At 64.9% G+C, this 17,101-nt stretch carries 15 protein-coding genes and 1 tRNA gene; 5 read left to right on the top strand and 11 right to left on the bottom strand.

Annotation, left to right across the window (positions count from 1 at the left end):
* Window positions 1-47: 47 nt before the first annotated feature.
* The 6 genes from ACERIM_RS08965 to ACERIM_RS08990 form a co-directional block, all read right to left on the bottom strand.
* Window positions 48-386, bottom strand: a complete 339-nt coding sequence (locus tag ACERIM_RS08965; protein WP_006648433.1) for a hypothetical protein — start codon at window positions 384-386, stop codon at window positions 48-50.
* On the bottom strand, window positions 383-4,780 hold the full coding sequence (locus tag ACERIM_RS08970; RefSeq protein WP_373632173.1) for a VWA domain-containing protein: 4,398 nt from the start codon (window positions 4,778-4,780) through the stop codon (window positions 383-385). Before ACERIM_RS08970 ends, ACERIM_RS08965 begins: the two co-directional genes overlap by 4 nt.
* Before the next feature lie 178 nt (window positions 4,781-4,958).
* Window positions 4,959-5,474: a serine O-acetyltransferase gene (gene cysE / locus ACERIM_RS08975; RefSeq protein ID WP_006648431.1), complete on the bottom strand. Its 516-nt coding sequence runs from the start codon at window positions 5,472-5,474 to the stop codon at window positions 4,959-4,961.
* 195 nt (window positions 5,475-5,669) lie between these two features.
* Entirely contained in the window at window positions 5,670-6,338 is a 669-nt protein-coding gene (locus ACERIM_RS08980) for a metallophosphoesterase (protein WP_006648430.1), read from the bottom strand.
* Window positions 6,339-6,464: 126 nt separating this feature from the next.
* Window positions 6,465-6,851 (bottom strand): hypothetical protein, encoded by a 387-nt coding sequence (locus tag ACERIM_RS08985; RefSeq protein WP_006648429.1) that lies wholly within the window; start codon window positions 6,849-6,851, stop codon window positions 6,465-6,467.
* Window positions 6,852-6,930: 79 nt separating this feature from the next.
* A complete protein-coding gene (locus ACERIM_RS08990) occupies window positions 6,931-7,521 on the bottom strand; it encodes an IMP cyclohydrolase (protein WP_006648428.1) in 591 nt (196 codons plus the stop codon).
* A gap of 116 nt (window positions 7,522-7,637) precedes the next feature.
* Between ACERIM_RS08990 and ACERIM_RS08995 the strand changes: the two genes are divergently transcribed.
* The 3 genes from ACERIM_RS08995 to ACERIM_RS09005 all read left to right on the top strand — a co-directional run bounded on the left by ACERIM_RS08995 (window position 7,638) and on the right by ACERIM_RS09005 (window position 9,447).
* Window positions 7,638-8,432 carry a homing endonuclease associated repeat-containing protein gene (locus ACERIM_RS08995; protein WP_006648427.1) on the top strand — a complete coding sequence of 265 codons (795 nt, stop codon included), beginning with the start codon at window positions 7,638-7,640 and terminating at the stop codon, window positions 8,430-8,432.
* Between the two features lie 116 nt (window positions 8,433-8,548).
* A tRNA-Gln gene (locus tag ACERIM_RS09000) sits at window positions 8,549-8,621 on the top strand.
* A 127-nt stretch (window positions 8,622-8,748) separates the two neighbouring features.
* Window positions 8,749-9,447: a rhodanese-like domain-containing protein gene (locus tag ACERIM_RS09005; protein ID WP_373632175.1), complete on the top strand. Its 699-nt coding sequence runs from the start codon at window positions 8,749-8,751 to the stop codon at window positions 9,445-9,447.
* Window positions 9,448-9,451: 4 nt separating this feature from the next.
* Here the strand turns inward: ACERIM_RS09005 and ACERIM_RS09010 are convergent, their stop codons facing one another.
* From ACERIM_RS09010 to ACERIM_RS09020, 3 genes are all read right to left on the bottom strand, one after another.
* Window positions 9,452-10,828, bottom strand: coding sequence for an NADH:flavin oxidoreductase (locus ACERIM_RS09010; RefSeq protein WP_373632177.1), 1,377 nt, complete (start codon window positions 10,826-10,828; stop codon window positions 9,452-9,454).
* 61 nt (window positions 10,829-10,889) lie between these two features.
* Window positions 10,890-11,390, bottom strand: a complete 501-nt coding sequence (cgi121, locus tag ACERIM_RS09015; RefSeq protein ID WP_373632179.1) for a KEOPS complex subunit Cgi121 — start codon at window positions 11,388-11,390, stop codon at window positions 10,890-10,892.
* The gene (locus ACERIM_RS09020; RefSeq protein WP_373632181.1) at window positions 11,390-13,762 is read right to left on the bottom strand and encodes an ATP-dependent DNA helicase; all 2,373 of its coding nucleotides are present in this window, start codon (window positions 13,760-13,762) and stop codon (window positions 11,390-11,392) included. The genes cgi121 and ACERIM_RS09020 overlap by 1 nt, the downstream gene beginning before the upstream one ends.
* A 320-nt stretch (window positions 13,763-14,082) precedes the next feature.
* Between ACERIM_RS09020 and ACERIM_RS09025 the strand changes: the two genes are divergently transcribed.
* Window positions 14,083-14,541: a universal stress protein gene (locus tag ACERIM_RS09025; RefSeq protein ID WP_373632182.1), complete on the top strand. Its 459-nt coding sequence runs from the start codon at window positions 14,083-14,085 to the stop codon at window positions 14,539-14,541.
* A 37-nt stretch (window positions 14,542-14,578) separates the two neighbouring features.
* On the opposite strand, the gene ACERIM_RS09030 is transcribed toward ACERIM_RS09025, so the two are convergent.
* Window positions 14,579-15,787 carry an anion permease gene (locus tag ACERIM_RS09030; protein ID WP_373632183.1) on the bottom strand — a complete coding sequence of 403 codons (1,209 nt, stop codon included), beginning with the start codon at window positions 15,785-15,787 and terminating at the stop codon, window positions 14,579-14,581.
* Between the two features lie 79 nt (window positions 15,788-15,866).
* Window positions 15,867-16,709, bottom strand: a complete 843-nt coding sequence (locus tag ACERIM_RS09035) for a cyclopropane-fatty-acyl-phospholipid synthase family protein (protein WP_373632185.1) — start codon at window positions 16,707-16,709, stop codon at window positions 15,867-15,869.
* 114 nt (window positions 16,710-16,823) lie between these two features.
* Here ACERIM_RS09035 and ACERIM_RS09040 point away from each other — a divergent pair, with 114 nt between their 5' ends.
* Entirely contained in the window at window positions 16,824-17,069 is a 246-nt protein-coding gene (locus ACERIM_RS09040) for a ferredoxin (protein ID WP_006648419.1), read from the top strand.
* The last annotated feature ends 32 nt before the right edge of the window (window positions 17,070-17,101 follow it).

A 17,101-nucleotide genomic window follows, 5' to 3' on the forward strand; every position in this document is an offset into this window, starting at 1 on the left:
GAGAACTCCAAGAGAACGATACACCTTGTATGACGAGTACCATTCGATTATTTCCTGAATTTCTCCTCGATCTGCTTGCCGTTTTGGAGATCGAGCTTGTACTCCATCCCCTTCCAATCACTCGCCCAGAGATCACTCCCCTCTCGTCGAATTTGCACGTACGTATTGGCGTCGTTCGATGGTTCGAATACTGGTTCAGCTTTCCATACGAGACTCCCGTCCATATCGAACGCCCAGACGTTATCTCGAGCCGGGGAACGCCCAGTGGTATCTAATAGGACTACCGCCAGACCATTGATTTCCAAGACCGTTTCGATCTGATTTGGGAGTTCGATAGTTTTTCCATCGATCGTTAGCTCACGTCCGTTTGTAGTTACAATACTCATGGCTGAATTTCACGTTGATTATCGAAATTCTCCGAGGGGATTTTCTCGCGCAGTTCGAACTGGGTCGCTCCGCGCTGTCCGCCGAAGTTGGATTCAACAACACCAGTCCGCATTCTGGTACCTGCTGGAACGCCTACGTCAGACACGTAGACTGGTTCCTCAGGTAACGAGAATTTTTCTTGTATTTCGACAGGTTCTAGTCCTTCTATCTGATGCCTCCGCATGGTCCACGATCGCACTTGATTACTCTCTCTGTGAACCCTTACGAACTTCTCTTCCGTTTCAGTCACATATTCAACAGCTATTGTTCCGGAGGCATACGGGTCGTCGTAATTAGAAGGATACTCTGCATTCACCTCATCGGCTGCCCGAAGACGCTCTATGGCGTGACCGTTTTGGTCGAGATTGGTTGCCTGCCCGAGCGCACGATGAATAGCCTCCTGATCGATATCACCCTCGTCAAGACCACGCGCAATCCGTTGGATGTCGTCTTCGTCAATTATACGCTGATCGTATGCACGTACTATCCGGTCCGTTGTCGCAGCGTCGAGCGTATCACTTGCGGCGATTTGTTGGAAAACCGGACCTCCTTCTGAGGCGATTTCTGCTCCCTCGTCACCGTACCTGTTGGTGAATTCCCCGACTTTCCGTTGCTCATCGGGTGAGTAGCGGTTCAGTTTTCCCCCATCGATATCGTGTCGGCTGAGCAGTTTCGACACCTGATACTGCTTCCCGACCGTCGGTACCGGACTGAGTATCCGCTCACCGGTTTTCTTAGTGACGCCGATTCCTGTAGAGAGCCCACGCGAGAACTGCAGTTTCCCGTATCGAATTGGCGCTTTCGTGGCGTGGTCTACTCGGCCAGCCATCCGGGCCGCTTGGCGAATGCGTGGCCCGCTGAGTCGATCAACGGTCTTCTGGATCCGTTTGGAACTCTTGACTGCAGACCCGGCTTTTCCGACCGGAATCGCGCTTTCGATGACGAACCAAGCGATGTAGCCCTCGTACCAGCCTTGGCGATATGACTCGTAGTAACGATCTTCTGGATCGTGTGGGTTGTTATCATGCTGTTCCTTTTCGATCGACTCTGGCATCGCCGCAATAACCTCGTCCAAATTGACGATGGCGGCAGGAATCTCTCGCAAGGCAGCGATACTCTCGACCGGACTTTCGTACAGGGCTTGGACGGATTCGGCCGATTCACCGGCACCGTATGTGACCCCCTGTAGCGTCCCCAAATTTCGCTCTATCCTAGCGTCAGAGACGCCCTGAGCGCGAATTTCTTCCGAGGCTGCAGCCCAGACACCGTTTACTTCGACGGCAGGCACTTCGGTACTGCCGACTCCGTTGATAACTTCGTGTTCATCCTCGGCCTCGACCGTCACTAGCGACCCAGTGAAGGCGTCGGTGAACGTATCGACCGTCCCGATATCGAACTTGACATCCCCGCTCCTTCGTCTATTTCCTAGGGGAACCGTCTCTTCGACGTCACCGTTGTAAATGACCCGTGCTTCTTCGGGATCAGCCAGGCCGTCCACGGTGAATTCGACCTCGTAACTTCCGGCTACTCGTGCCTCCCAATCACGGAGATCCAACCCGGATACGTCCACGTTCGGATCGTTGAAGTCAGCGTCTTCGATTATGATTTCCGGAGAACTAACGTCGAACAGCGTCGGATCGTACTCGCCGCCTCGGTACGCCCAGTCAGGAATCCCGTCACCGGTCGTATCACGTGATTCGGGATCCGTCCCTAGTCGTCTTTCTTTGGCGTCCGATACCCCGTCGATGTCAGTGTAATTGCTAAGCGGATCGGGAGATGCGGTTTCGGTCTCGAGGAAATCACTTTCCGAGGCCTCTAGCTCATCGATACTATCCGCGTCTTGCAGTTTGGAAAGCAGTTCGAGCGAATCTTCACGGGAAGACGTGTACGTTATTTCCCAGCCTTCGAGTTGTTCAGCGTCCGTCAGTCCGTCACCAGTCGTATCGATCCGTGCAGGGTGGGCCTCGGCGTCGACGGCCTCGCCCTCGAGCTGCCACTGACCGTTGGAACCGGCCGCATCGTATCCCCATTCGATATCGACGATTTCGCTGTCACGAAGGCCGTTGCCGCTCGTATCAGCCCGGTTCGGGTCCAAGTTCAGCGGGGTGTTACGGACGCCGTCCTCGCCGACTGGCATCCGCAGGTCCAACCGCTCGACCTCGTCCGGGAAGCCGCTCCCGGTCGAATCGACCAGAATGCCGACGTAGTCGACCCTGAGTTCGGCGGTCCCCTGAGTTTCGATCCGAACCGTCACTTCTTCGCCCTCGAACTCGGAGAGGTCGGCCTCTTCAGTGATCCAATCGTCTGACTGGACAAGATTCAGGTGGACGAGCTTCGAGTCGGATTCTCCCTCAACGATGATCGTCGCGTTTCCGTCCGTGGCGGAACTCTTGACACGCGTTTCGAACCAGACGCGCTCCGCTCCCGCCGGAATCTCGGCAGTTCGCGTGAGTCGCGCGTGTTCCTCGGGAGACTGCGTCGCGATGTCGTGCGACGACTGCTCTATGGCGGCGCTTCCTAACCCTCCCAATGGTAATGGGGGAAGTTCCACACAGCCGACAATCGGCAAACAGAGTTCCGGCGGATCGGTCACCTCGTTTCCGTCGTCGGCTCCGTCCTCGTCGTCACTGCCGTCGTCACCGCCGCCACCGATGCCGCCACCGCTGCCACCGTCGTTCTCGTCGTCTTCGGCCTGGCTTTCGAGGACTGCCGTCCCGTTGACCACCGACACGGAACCGGTCCGATCCCAGCCGTCTACGGATTGGAAGTCGTCCAACTGCGGCCACCCGGGCGACGCTCTGTCCTGATAGGACTGGCTGGCCCCGGCTTCGGCGACCGTGAAGTACGAGAACTCGGAAACGGTCGTCGTCGCAGTCAGATTGTCGGGATCGATATCGGTTTCGACCGCGTGCCACCGCTCGTCCGAACTCGGATCCCATTTGTAAATGGTCAGGTTCCCGTCAGTGTTCTCTAACACCGTCTCGTTGATCGGGACCCGTACTTCGGCTTGGTCGAACGACGTCTCGTTAACGATCCGAACCATCGGACCGGCGCGGTACTGACTCCCGGTCTCGGTCGATCGGTTCGCGACCGAAATCAGGCTCTTGTGAACGCCGTCTCCTTCGACATCGACGGTAACGTTGGACTCCGAATCGGTCACCGAGGCTCGAGCGTACTCGTCGGGAGCGGGCAGATCCCAGTGTATGTCTCGCTCCTCGATCCGAATTTCGAGCGTCTCTTCGACGCTTCGACCCGGATTGTCGCTCGACGTTACAGTAACCGTGACCGTCTGGTTCTCCGGACGAGGACCGAGATCGAGTTCCGTACTGCCAGTGGTTCTCGATATCGTCGCTTGCGATCCGAACTCGATCGGCTCCGTGGTCCCGTTCTCGAGTGTGACGTTCGCTTCGTCGAAGGCGTGGGCGCGAGCGTCGGTGACTACGGCCTCGAGACGAACGTGGATCGATTCGTTCTCCTCGAAGGCGTGTCCCTGCCGTAGCGTTAACCGAGGCTCGGTGTGTTTCGCGATCGTTTCGAGCGCTCGCTCGGCGTGTCGCCACGCCGTTCTGTGGTGCGTAATGCCGTTCGCGTGCGACTGAATCGTCTGCTCGAGCGAATCTCCCGGCGGTCCGCGCCGCGGTGTTCCCGGGGGAACCGCGCTGTCACCTCGTTCGAACGCCGCTCTGGCGTTGATAATCGCCTGATCCGTTTTGCGCTCCTGTCCGTGGTTCGGAAACGCGTCGCCGTATCGATCGAACGACAACTCGGCGTGATAGATCGCGCGTTTCGAATTGAGTGCGCTCGCCTCGTAGAGGAGGCGACTCGCGTTTTCGACCGCCGTCTCGTTGTCCGTTTCCTTCGCGACCGTTTTGAGGTCTTTCTGTGCGTCTTTCAGATGCTCGAACGACGCCTCGGAGTCGGCTCGACGAAACGATCGGGACTCCGATAGCGAGGCGTTGATCGACACGAGCGTGTCGTTGACGGCATCCGCTTCGGCTTGGCTGTCCGGTTCGAGTCGGTACAGGTGAGACGCCGCTCTGAGGAGCGCGCCCGTCGACGTGTTCGCAGTGAAGTTCTCATTGACCACCGGTCGGTTAGTGCCGTTGCCGTCCGCCCCGTCCGGTGGGCTATTGCCCGGGCCAGCGTGGTCCGGTGGACCTCTTTTCGATTTCGTCTGATTCGGCGGCCCGTTCGGACCTACTCGGTCGAACGGATCCGTTCCGTCGACGAACTCCGATCGAGTCGCTGTTGAGCCTGTACTTCCCCCGTTCGCCAGCACGGGCGTTACGACCATTGATGTCGCAATAAGTAGCGAAAATACTACCGCTGCCGCACGCTTGGTCTGACCCCCCATAGCTGAGAATTCTAAAGACCACGTATAATAGTTACTAACATCACTGGTAGGGATATTTACTGCATTCGAACGGCAAGATACAGTCGTGGGTGCCGACAGAGCGGGACCGCCTGTCTCGAACCGGACGGCCCTATAACGTAAAATCGAACTCCGTACCAGAAGCGCCGTCCTCGAGCCCTCAGTCGACCCGCTCTGCGGGAACCCCGACGACGGTCGCCCCTGCCGGCACGTCGCTCGTGACGACCGAGCCGGCGCCGACGGCCGCGTCCTCGCCGATCGTGATGTCGCCCAACAGCGTCGCGTTCGCGCCCAGTTGCGCGCCGTCCTCGACGGTCGGGTGGCGCTTGACCGGTTCGTTCGTGTCGCCGCCGAGCGTGACGCCGTGATACATGTGAACGTCGTCGCCGATTTCGGCCGTCTCTCCGACGACGACGCCCATCCCGTGGTCGATCGTCACCCGGCGGCCGAGTTCGGCGGCCGGATGGATCTCGACGCCGGTCAGCCAGCGCACCAGGTGGGAGAGCAGTCGGGCGAGCAACCGGAACCCGCCGCCGCGGTTCCAGCAACGGTGGGCGAGCCGATACCCCCAGACCGCGTGCAGCCCCGAGTAACACAACAGGACCTCGAGTCGCCCCTTCGCGGCGGGGTCGCGCTCGGCCATCGCCCGGACGTCCTCACGCACGCGCTCGAACATCGGTCTCCGTCGCGGCGGCGGTCTCGAGGCGACGCGTGCGGTACGGGGACGGCAAGCGACAACACCGGCCCACGGCGCGACGGGGTCGGTTCCGAGCGGGACGCGCGGTGTGGCCGATGGATACCATGTCCGGCAGTAGCAGCGGGGTGAGTGTAAAAGGGTTCGTTTCGGGGTGCCGACCGCGTCGCTCGAGTCCTATTTCCCGCGGGCCAGCCGGGTGCCGATGCGACTCGGCAGTCCGGCCTTCTCGACGGCCGCCTGGACCGCGTCGATATCGTACTCGACGCGGTGTGTCTCGACGGTCAGGGCGTCGAGATCGACTACCGCGTAGCCCGCTCGCGGGTCCCCGTCGCGGGGCTGGCCGACGCTGCCCGGGTTGACGACGATCCCCTCCCCGAACCGTTCGACGCCCTGCACGTGGGTGTGGCCGAGTACCAGCACGTCCTCGTCGCCGAGCATCCGTTCGGTGAACTCCTCCGGGTAGGTGTAGCGCGTGTAGCGGTCGGGATCGTCCGGGTGGCCGTGAACCAGCTTCACCCGGCCGTCGCACGCTAGCCGTTCCGCCGGCAGGTCGGCCAGCCACTCGAGCTGGTCGTCGGATAGTGTCGCCTTCGCGTGGTCGACGCCGGCCTTGGCCATGCCGTTGAACCGGAACGGGGTATCCCCGGCGACGGCAGCGTCGTGATTGCCCATCACCGTCGGCACGTCCCGCGCACGCAGTTCGTCGACGCAGTCGCCGGGCCAGGGGTTGTAGCCGACCACGTCGCCCGCACAGCACAGTACGTCGACCGCGGGCATGTCCGCGAGGACGGTCTCGAGCGCGACCCGGTTGCTGTGGACATCAGAGATGAGTCCGGCCTTCATGGACGAGGATAGCGCCGCGAGGGGCTTGTAGGTTGGCCGACCGGTCGCCGGCAGCGAGCATCTCGAACGGGGACCGCCGCTCAGGAACGGCCAACAGACACGACAACTGTGGTGACGCTGCTGCTGTCAGTCCGGCCCGATCCGGAGCAGGAACTTCCCGGCGACGCTCCCCCAGACTACCGCAAGGACGCCGAGTTCGACCGCAACTGGCAACCCGTCCGGGACAACGATTGTACCCAGAACGAATCCGCCCCCGACGACGGCGACGGCCACGCGGAGTCCCCGCCGCCATGCACCGGTACGGACCGTCCGTCGGTCGTCGAGGACGGCGGCCATACCGCCCAGCGCGAGTCCGCTCCCGACGGCTATCAGCAGCACCACTGTGTCCGGAAGCGGCGGGACCGCCCCGTCCCACCATTCGACGTAGACGACGGTCCCCACGAAGAGCGCGAAGAGGAACTCGAAGACGAGCCCTGCGGACTCAAACCGTCGGCTATCCCGGTCGGTCGCCATAAATGTCGATCATATAGGTGTTGATAAAAAGACACCGACGATTCTCACGTCCGCCGATCAATTCCGTCCGCAAGCGGCGTCACTTGCCGTTCTCGATCGCCGTCTCGAACCCGTCGTCGGTCCGAGCGACGCCGGCCGCACAGACCGCGTGTTCGAACTCGAGGTCGTAGGCCTCGCTCGCGGCCGCCGCGGCCCCGTCGGCGTCGAACTCGAACGCCTCGGGCGCGTTCTTCTCGTAGGTCGCGACCAGCGTTGGCTCGTCGACGGTCTCGATCAGCAGGGCGTCCTTGCGAACGGTCCCGATCAGGGCCTCGCCGTCGCCGCCGATCGTCGCTGCGATCCGGGGCGTGTCGTAGTCGTCTTTCTCGTAGTCAAGCGCCAGCAGGCTCTCGGCGAGGGCGTCGCGGGCGGGATACCCCAACTCGAGTTTCTCCGCGATCGGATCGACGTGCGAGCCGTTGCCGAAGGCGGCCGTCTCACCGGTCGGCGTCTCGACGACCCGCAGGCAGTTGTAGGAGACGTAGGGGTTGTCCGTCTCGGGAGCGTCCGCCGTGGGTCCGACGGTCAGGGCCTCGTCTCGAGCGGTGAGCTTGCGGTTCGGGAACGATCGCGAGGAGACGCGATAGGCGCCGACCTCGGGACCGACGACGACGAATCGTCCGACGTACATACTCGAGCGTGCGCGCGACTGGGGAAAAGGAATGTCGGTTCGCGCCCGCTCTCTCGCCAGGCTTCGGATCGGAGCGCCGGCGAGGGTTTATATGGAATGCCGCGGCCAACGGCGATATGGTTTCCGAGGCGGAGTGCCTCGAGGCGCTGCGGGAGGCCGCCGAGCGACTGGGTGAGTCGCCGACGAAGGCGCAGTACGAGGAGCTGAGACTGACGCCGGCTTCCGCGACGATAATTCGGACCTGTGGTGGTTGGAACGATGCGAAGGAGAGAGCGGGGCTCGAGACGGCTCCGTCTACCGGATCCCGCGTGGAGCCGAAGCCGGCTGATGTCGAATTGCCGCCCGGACTCGTCTGGGAGGAACTCTCGGTCGACCAGCGGTGGCACTACCGAAACGTCGACTGGAATACGGAACGATCGTTACGCCGTCGTTCGCGGCTTCGTTCGTGGCTCAATGAGATCAAACAAGAGCGTGGCTGTTCCAGATGTGCGGTCGACAGCGTCGCGTGCCTCGATTTCCACCACCTCGAGACAGCGACGAAGGAAATGGCAATCGGGAAGATGGTGACCTACGGCTACGGAAAAGACCGGCTCCGTGACGAGATCGAGAAGTGTGAGGTCCTCTGTGCGAACTGCCACCGAAAAATCCATTACTCGCAGCCGACTCGGGAGCGCCGTCAGTGGGTTCACGACCGGAAACGAGAGCGGGGGTGTAACCGCTGTGGAGAGTCCGATCCCGGGTGTCTGGATTACCATCACGACGCCCCTCCGAAGGCGGCGAGTGTCACGAAATTGGTCGCGGACGATCGGCCGAAAACGCGGATACGAGCCGAAATCGAGCGGTGTAGCGTCCTCTGTGCGAACTGCCATCGAGCGGAGCATTACGAACCGCCGACGGTCGACACGTCATGAACGGCAGCGTCGACTCGATACGCACCCCGTCATCGTCCCAGTTCGTAACACTCTAATATGCACCTCCACTACTATCTGGTACCTCGTCGGAAGTCGAAGACCGACGAAACATGTCAAGTCCATTAGGGTAGTGGCCAATCCTGAAGCCTTCTGGGGGCTTCGACCCTGGTTCGAATCCAGGATGGACTACTTCTCCGCCGTTTCGACTCGAGCAATCTTCCAGCCACGTCTGTCGGTCTCCAGTTGAAACGAAGGGGTCGGTGGTGACGTGAGAGTCACCAGAAACCATATCTCCCTCTCGTCGCTAGACGAACCTATGAACCGACGGAGATTCCTCGCTCTCGGGGGGACGGTATCGCTCGGGGCGGTCGCCGGCTGTCTCGGCGACGACAATGGAACGCCGGCCAACGAGTTCGACTACGAGACGACGACGACCGACGGAACCGAGGTCCCCCTCGCGCCGGTCACGGACGTCTACGAGTGGTACGACAACGATAAGGCACGGTTCGCGGACGCACGGGGCCGCGATCAGTACGAAGAACTCCGCATCGCGGGTGCCGTGTTCTCGCCGGCTCCGGACGGAACCGAGAACGACCCGGTCGAGGAGTGGTCGACGGACACGCGGATCGTTACCTATTGTCGGTGTCCCCATCACCTGTCCTCTCAGCGCGCCGCGTCGCTGATCGATGCGGGCTACGAACACACGTACGCGATCGACGAGGGACTGGGCGGCTGGGAAATGCAGGGATATCCGGTCGAGGGGTCGAACGTTCAGGCAGACTTCCAGCGCTACGAGATCAGCGGGACGACCAGTCGCGAGTACGCCGACGAGATGATCGCACTCGAGCAGGTCGGTGCGGACCGGAAGGAAGCGGCGCCGATCGCCGACGACGGCTCGTACACCCTGCAGCTTCACTATGCGGGCCCGACCGACTCGCGGTTCAGAGTCGGCGTCGACGACACTTGGACCGAGGGGACGCTCGCGGAGCTGACCAGCGACACCGTGACGCTGTAAGGCGCTACGACCGGTCGTAGGCACCGTTTCGCTCGAGTTCGCCCCGTTTTCGCACCACTGTGGGCGTCCGGCAGATCCCCGGCGCGCCGGTCGCTTGCGGTACCGTACAGTTGTTGCAGCTCTCACAGAGGACACGTACGGAGTCGTCGTCCTCGGCGGACCCGTTACTGCCGGTCTCGAGCAGCCGTGCGCCAAGTCGCGGCTCGGCGTAGAACGGTCGAGCCATGCCGACCATGTCACAGGCCGGGTCGGCGTTGCTCGCACCGCCCCGATCCCCGCTCGAGTCGCCCAGCAACCGATCCATCTGCGCTCGCTCGCGAATCCCTCCCTCCGCCAGCACCGGGATCGACACCTGCTCGCGAACCCGGCGACAGAACGTCTCGTTCCACGCGGGTTCGAAGTCGTACTGCAGCGATTGGAGCCGGTTCGCCAGCGCGACGAGTCGCTTTCGGGCCGGGCCGCCGAACGCCGCGTCGTACTCCGCCTGCAGCCCCTCGTTGTCCCACGCCCGCTCGGGGTACTCTCCGCGGACGATGCTCATGTCCCAGACGACGGACGTCTGTACCGGCACGACCGCGTCGTAGCCGATCCGCTCGAGTCGACGCGCGATCTCGACGCCGTCCCGAAGCGAGAGTTTGCGACGGACGATCGGCGCGGGCGGGGCGGGCGTTTCGGCCGGCACCTTCGTCAGCAGCGGCACGTCGCCGGCCCGCTCGCGGATCTCGTCGTGAACGACCGCGAGGAACTCGAGTCGCGCTTCGGGCGAGCCGCCGAACTCGTCGTCCCGGCAGTTGTAGAAGGGCGAGCAGAACTGCTGGACGATCCCCATGTTCGCGCCGGCGAGGTGGACGGCGTCGTAGCCGGCGTCGACGGCACGGGCCGCCGCCCGGCCGAAATCCGCCGCGAGTTCGTACACTTCTTCGGTCGTGAGGACGTGCGGGTCGTACGCGAGAAAGCCCAGCGGATCGAGGGCGCGTAACTGCCACGGGGGTCGCGAGACGGCGAGTTGCTCCAGGTCCGGATGCTCGTCGCGGTATTCGGCGTGCCAGGTCTCCATGCTCCGGAGGCCGCCGTGTTCGAGCTGGATGGCGATCCGGCTCCCGTGGTCGTGGATCCGGTCGGTCAGCCGCGACAGTCGCGAGACGAACTCGGGGTCGTGGACGCGGGTCATCCCCGGCGCGGCACAGCCGCCCTCGCCGCGGACGATCGTCGCGCCCTGACAGACGAGCCCGACCCCCGACTCGGCCGCGGGCTCGAGGTCCGCGATCAGCGCGTCGACTGCGTCGGGGCCGTTGCCCGCACACTCGAGCAGCGGCGCGCGGTAGAGCCGGTTCGGGATCGTGAGACCGCCGATCTCGACGGGATCCTCGAGGGTGGCCATGGCGGATGTATCTCGTGCCGACACAAGAGCGTAGTGTCGATTCGGGACTGTCGACGCCGGCCTACTTCTCGACCTCGAGCAGCGCGACCCGCTCGCGGACCAGCGCCGCCAGCCCCGCATCGGTCGCCGCCCGCTCGGCGTCGGGAACCCCGAAGAAGTCACACAGCGTTTCGTCGTCCCGCGACTCGAGCGTCTCGGTCCGCCCGCGGAACGCGGCCAGGTCCTCGACCGCCTCGAGCGCGGCGCGTTCGTCCCCGTCGCCGTCGACGAGTACGACGGCCGGGGTCTCGCCCTCGTCGACGCCCATCTCGAGGGCCCGATCGATCTGCCGGCGGCCCGCGGCGTACAGCAGGATCTCGACGGCGCGGTCCCGAGCGACGTTCTCGTCGCGGTCGATGGCTCGATCGGCCAGTTCGACGGCGCGCTCGAGGTGTCGTCGATCGGCCACGTACCGCGAATCGAAGGCCTGGACTGTCACACCGTGACGGTCGCCGAGTTCGCCGAGCGCGGCAACGAATTCGTCCAGATCGTCGATCACAAGGGTACACTCGAGTAGCTCCATCAGAAATCACCCAGGCTCGCTTGACTGTCGTCTGGCTCCGCCTCCGTCGCTTCCACGGTGCCGTCGTCCGTTCCATCGCTTCCGGCCGTCCCGTCAGCGGCGTCGCTCGCGCTCGGCTCGACGCCGTCCATCGAGGGGTCCTCGCGGCCGGCGTTCTCGAGGATGTTCTCCGCCGTCTTTTTCCCCTTCAAGGCCCCGAGGACGACGCTCTTGTCGGCAGTCCGGAGGTCCGCGGGTTCCTCGATCCCCGCGTCGTGGAGCCGCCGGGCGCGCTTGCGGCCCACGCCGCCGACCGAGACGAGTTCGAGCAGGTCCTCACCGACCCCGTGTTCGACCCGGGCGCGGGCCTCCCGGACCGCGACGGTCCACTCGCTGTCGATCTCGGCGGCCAGCGATTCGGCCGCGCCCAGCAGCCACTCGGCGGTGTCGACCTTCCCGCGGAGGTCGCCGGGGCCGATCTGGTACCGGTCCGTGATCCGCTCTTCGTCGGTCTCGTCGGCCCAGTCCTCGAGCAGCTTGCCCGTCTTGAGCGCGGCCAGCCAGTCCTCGAAGCGTTCCTCCTCGAACTCGCTGGGGGCGGCACCCAGCAGTTCGGCCTCGCGCTCGTAGAACAGTTCGCCGTACTGCTCGTCCTCGCCCGACCGGAGGTAGAGTTCGTACATGTCCGGCGTCCGCGAGACGAGTTGGTAGAGCCCCAGCGCGGTCGGACGCTCGTCGGCGTCCTCGAGCCCGTGGACGATCTTGGCGGCGCTCATCGGATCCAGATAGAGCCGCGAGACGGTGTGGCCGAGGCTGGTCGCCTCGAGGTCCTCGTCGCGGCCGCCGCCCTCGAGGGCGGCCGCGGTGGTGAACGCGCCGTCGTCGTCGCACTCTCGCGGTGAACCGCTCGAGGATTCCGAGGCGCTACGGGCCTCGCGCTCGATGAAGTCGTTCGACTCGAGGTACTCCAAGACGGTGTCGGTGACCGTCTCGAGCCGGCCGGCTTCGCTCGACTGGCTGGCATAGAGGGTGGCCTCGAGGAACTCGAGCAGGCCCTCGCGGGTGCGGGCGAAGCCCGAGGCGATGGTCGCGAGGACGTGGGTCCGCAGCGCGGGCTCGGCCGCCAGTTTCGACCGGACGGGCTCGGGATCGGCCCAGATATAGCGGTCGAACAGCTCCTCGCTCTCGTCGTGGCTCTTGGCGAGTAACACGGCCTCGCCGTAGGGGTCGAGCCCGGGACGCCCCGCTCGCCCCATCATCTGGTGGACTTCGAGGACGTCGAGCGGGGACATCCCGCCCGCACTGGGGTCGAACCGCCGCCAGTCGCGGACGATCACGCGGCGGGCGGGCGTGTTGACCCCCGCGGCGAGCGTCGGCGTCGCCGAGATCACCTTCAGGAGGCGGTCGCGGAAGGCGTCCTCGACGATCGAGCGCTGGGTACTCGAGAGGCCGGCGTGGTGGAAGGCCGCGCCCCGTTCGACGCAGTCGGCCAAGTCCTTGCTCGTCTCGGTGTCGCTGTCGTCGCGGATCTCGTCGGCCAACTCGGCGAGTTCGGCCCGTTCGTCGCCGGTCAGCTCCGGTTTCACGACCCCGCCCAGCCGGCCCGCAGCGGCCTCGGCGTTCCGGCGGGAGTTGACGAACACCAGCGACGAGCCGCCCTCCCGGACGATGTCGCGGACGAGCGCGGCCTCCTGCTTTTCGCTGCCCTGGACCGGCACCTCCCGGGTCGAGCCGTCGTCGAAGTTCAGGGCGTTGCCGTAGTGGACGCCCATCCGCAGGTCGATCGGCCGCCAGTCGGTGTCGATCAGGGCCGCGTCGAGCCAGTCGGCGATCTCGTCGGCGTTGCCGACCGTCGCCGACAGCGCGACCTGTTGCATCCCCGGGTTGAGCTTCCGGAGTTTCGCGAGGGTCACCTCGAGGGTCGGTCCCCGATTGCGGTCGTCGATCAGGTGGACCTCGTCGCTGACGACACAGGTCAGCTCCGAGAGCCAGTCCGCGCCGTTGCGCACGAGCGAGTCGACCTTTTCGCTGGTGGCGACGACGATATCCTTCGTCGCGAGCCAGTCGCTGGTACTCTCGTAGTTGCCCGTCGTAACCCCGACCGTGACGCCGAACTCCTCGTAGGCCTCGAATTCCTCTTTCTTCTCGCTGGCGAGCGCCCGCAGGGGGACGATATAGAGCGCTTTCCCGCCGCGTTCGATCGCCGACAGCATCGAGAGCGCGGCGATCATCGTCTTCCCGCTGGCGGTCGGGACGGCGGCCACGAGGTTCTCCCCGTCGGTCGCCCCGGCCTCGACGGCCTCGGCCTGGGGCGGGTAGAGTTCCTCGATGCCCTCGCGCCGGAAGTGGTCGACGGCACCGGCCGGGAGCCCCGACAGCTCCTCGATATTCATTACGCGTCCTTGGCGCGTCCCGTGGTTTAAACTGTCGTCTCGCGCTACGCTGGACGCTCGACTGCCCCGTCACGTCTCGCCCGCCATCGGCCGAACGGTCTGCGGTGGCGCGCGCTGTCGACTGCCTGAGCGTCAGCGAGGGCAGTCGATGATGTCGTGCGAGGGATGAGTGAGGGAGTGAAACGACTGAACGAATCGGTTGGGGAGGGCGTGGCCACTCACTGTTGCCACGATAGCAGGGCACTTCGTTTTCTCGATACCATCGGAACCCACCGTTCTAATACCTCCCTAGAGAGCGATCGGTCGACGGCGATAGACCGATGCGACTGGCTCCCGAAGCGCAACGCATGTCCGACCCCGATCACGTCCTCGTCCCTACGCTCGGTCGCCCCCGCGAGGACGAGGCGCTTGCCTACGCCCTCGAGACGTTTTCCGACGCCGAGATCACCCTACTCGCCGTTGTCACCCCGCTCGATGCCCCCCTCAGCGAGGGCGGCGTCCTCGAGCGCGACGACGAGCGAACGGCGGCCGCCCGGGAGAGCGCGACCGAGTTGCTCGAGTCGGTCGCCGACACCCGGCCGGAGCGGGTTCGGATCGAGACGGCCGAGGGCCGACCCGGGACCGTCGTCCCGCGCTATGCGTCCGACGAGGGGATCGACCACGTCGTGCTGTACGGCTCGGAGACCGGCTCGACGGGCTTTTTCAGGCGGTTTCTGGGTCGCGGGATCGCCGCCACGGTCGTCGAACGCACCGCGGAGCCGGTGACGGTGCTGGAGTGACGGCCCGGGGTCGCTCTCGAGCCGCCGCGGATACTCATCATCCGCCGATCATCGCCGCGAACAGCCGGTACAGCCCGTAGCTGACGACGACGGAACTCGAGAGCGTGATCAGCCAGAAGGTGATCGTGACGGCGATCTTCCGTCGGGAGACGCCGGCCGAGCCGCCGGCCAGCCCGCCGCCGATGACCCCCGAGAGGACGATGTTGTTCAACGAGATCGGGATGCCAAGCGCGATGGCGAGCTGGGCGATGATAAAGCCGGGTACCAGCGCAGCGATCGACCGTCGCACGCCCAGCTGGGCGTACTCCCGAGAAGTCGCCTGCAACAGTCGCGGTGCGCCCATCCACGCGCCGGCGAGGATGCCCGTCGCACCGATCGCCAGCAGGAGAATCCCCGGCAGCCCGAGTTCGACGCGGAAGAGGTTCTCGAGCGGCCCGGTCGCGAGCCCGACCTGCGAGCCGCCCGAGGAAAAGGCGACGATGCCGCCCAGCACGAGCAGGAACGAGCGGATGCCGTCCTCGACGGAGACACGGACGCGCTCGCGGACCAGGAAGAACGCGAGGAGACCGGCTCCGACCGTCACGAGGCCGGTGCCGAGGTCGATCCCGGCGGCAAGCGTGGGACCGCCGCCGAACTGCCGGGAAACGAAGCCGGCCAGCGTTCCCTGCGCGGCGGTCGGATCGGGGATCACCCCGAGCCGGACGTTGGCGACGATCGCGCCGACGATGCCGGCCAGCAGGGGGACCCCGACCGTTTCGGGAACGTCGTCGCGTCGCAGGATCGTCGCTGTCGCGTACGCCAGTCCGCCGGACATGACCGGCACCAGTGCCCAGAAGATCCCGAGGCGGCGGTAGGTCGCTATCGCGGGATCGCCACCGAGCGAGAGGCCGACGCCGATCATCGCGCCCGTGGTCGCGAACGCCGCGGGGATCGGGTACCGCGTGTAGATGCCGATCGCCATAAAGCCCGCCGCGGTCAGCAGCCCCGCGGTGGCCGCAAGCGGCGTGATCGTCACGCCGTCGATCAGGTCCGCGCCGACGGTCTCGGAGATACTGCCGCCTTGCATGAGCGCCCCTGCGGCCGCAAGCAGGCCGATGACGAACGCCGCCTGCATTGTCGAGATGGCGTTCGCGCCGATCGCCGGGGCAAAGGGCGGCGAGTTGCTGTTGGCCCCCAGGACCCACGCCATAAACAGGCAGGTGCTGACGGACGCGACGACGAGAACCGCGAAGGAGAACGCGACCATTTCGTCTCGTATCCTGTCGTTGTACGACCCGGTGCAAAAGCGTTGGCTCGGCAGTCGTGTCGCGGACCCCGGGCCGTCGCTATTTCGTCTGGCCGTCGCGGGTCTCCTTTCGTAACTCGAGGCTGTAATGACCGCCCTCGTCAGTCCGAGAGACGCGGGCCGTCGTCCACGGCGTTCCGACCGTCGCCTCGCGAAGCCGTCCGGGCGAACACAGCAGGAACTGCAGGGTGGGTCCGACCTCGCGTCGCTGCTCGCCGTTTGCCTCGCGAACGAACTCGAGGTGGAAACAGCGATGGGCGATGCCCTCGCGGGGATCTGTCCGGTAGCCGAGGAAGTCGTCGTCCAGTCGCGCCGGGTCGTAGTTGTCCACGACGGCCACGCCCGCGTCGTCGGTCACGCGGGCGAACTCGCGGAGCAGGTCGCGGATTCCGGCCAGCGACCGCCCGAGGCCGACCTGCGTCCCGACGGCGTGGACCGCGCCTACTGCGCCGGTCGCGACGGGCAGGTCGAACATGTCGCCAGCCAGAACGCCCCCGATGCCGCGCTCCGCGGCTTCGCCGCTTCGCCTCGTGGGACTGCGGACCTCGCACCGCTCGCGGGCCGTTCGCACGGCGGTCGGACTCACGTCGACGCCGACGGCCTCGACGCCACGCTCGTCCCACCACAGGAGGTGTTCGCCCGCGCCACAGCCCACGTCGAGGATCGGTTCGTGTTCGGCAACTCGCTCGAGAACCGCGACCGTCGCCGGTGCCCACGACTCCGGGCTCGAGAAGTAGAACTCGGCGACGTTGCCATCCCGTACGTCCGTCCCGTCGCGGTAGACGAGTCGTCCCGGCTCGTCGCGGTGGTGTGCGAGCATCGCCAGTCCGAGCGGGTCGGCCGCGGCCGTCGATTCGGACGGCCCGGATCGGTCCGCAGTCATGCTCGGAGTGACGACCCGCCGAGTAATAAAGACACACTGACATGTGGTCTCTGGTATCACGACCCATGAGCAGGGACCGCTACCGATTTACGCCGATCGATCCAACGCCATCGCATGAAGGTCGAATTCGACGAGGACGTCTGTATCGGGATGTTCCAGTGTGTCGCCGAATGGGACGCCTTCGAGGAGGACAAATCGAAGGGGAAGGCGATCCTCGCGGACAGCGAGGAAGTCGAGGAGGGTGTCTTCGTCCGCGAGGTACCCGACGACGCGGAACTGGACGCGAAGTTCGCCGCCCGCTCCTGTCCGGTCGACGCGATCACGATTTACGACGACGACGGCGAGCAGGTGATCCCGTAGCGAGCAGGGACGGGGTCCGTCCGTCGACGGTC

Source organism: Natrinema sp. H-ect1 (assembly GCF_041821105.1).
Lineage (GTDB): Archaea > Halobacteriota > Halobacteria > Halobacteriales > Natrialbaceae > Natrinema > Natrinema thermotolerans.

Bases quoted from the DNA above. Each gene is read 5' to 3' on its own strand.
- ACERIM_RS08965 (WP_006648433.1), bottom strand. From the start codon at position 386: ATGAGTATTGTAACTACAAACGGACGTGAGCTAACGATCGATGGAAAA.
- ACERIM_RS09020 (WP_373632181.1), bottom strand. From the start codon at position 13,762: ATGAATATCGAGGAGCTGTCGGGGCTCCCGGCCGGTGCCGTCGACCAC.
- cgi121 (WP_373632179.1), bottom strand. From the start codon at position 11,390: ATGGAGCTACTCGAGTGTACCCTTGTGATCGACGATCTGGACGAATTC.
- ACERIM_RS09040 (WP_006648419.1), top strand. From the start codon at position 16,824: ATGAAGGTCGAATTCGACGAGGACGTCTGTATCGGGATGTTCCAGTGT.
- ACERIM_RS09030 (WP_373632183.1), bottom strand. From the start codon at position 15,787: ATGGTCGCGTTCTCCTTCGCGGTTCTCGTCGTCGCGTCCGTCAGCACC.
- ACERIM_RS09025 (WP_373632182.1), top strand. From the start codon at position 14,083: ATGCGACTGGCTCCCGAAGCGCAACGCATGTCCGACCCCGATCACGTC.
- ACERIM_RS08990 (WP_006648428.1), bottom strand. From the start codon at position 7,521: ATGTACGTCGGACGATTCGTCGTCGTCGGTCCCGAGGTCGGCGCCTAT.
- ACERIM_RS09035 (WP_373632185.1), bottom strand. From the start codon at position 16,709: ATGACTGCGGACCGATCCGGGCCGTCCGAATCGACGGCCGCGGCCGAC.
- ACERIM_RS08970 (WP_373632173.1), bottom strand. From the start codon at position 4,780: ATGGGGGGTCAGACCAAGCGTGCGGCAGCGGTAGTATTTTCGCTACTT.
- ACERIM_RS09010 (WP_373632177.1), bottom strand. From the start codon at position 10,828: ATGGCCACCCTCGAGGATCCCGTCGAGATCGGCGGTCTCACGATCCCG.
- ACERIM_RS09005 (WP_373632175.1), top strand. From the start codon at position 8,749: ATGAACCGACGGAGATTCCTCGCTCTCGGGGGGACGGTATCGCTCGGG.
- cysE (WP_006648431.1), bottom strand. From the start codon at position 5,474: ATGTTCGAGCGCGTGCGTGAGGACGTCCGGGCGATGGCCGAGCGCGAC.
- ACERIM_RS08980 (WP_006648430.1), bottom strand. From the start codon at position 6,338: ATGAAGGCCGGACTCATCTCTGATGTCCACAGCAACCGGGTCGCGCTC.
- ACERIM_RS08985 (WP_006648429.1), bottom strand. From the start codon at position 6,851: ATGGCGACCGACCGGGATAGCCGACGGTTTGAGTCCGCAGGGCTCGTC.
- ACERIM_RS08995 (WP_006648427.1), top strand. From the start codon at position 7,638: ATGGTTTCCGAGGCGGAGTGCCTCGAGGCGCTGCGGGAGGCCGCCGAG.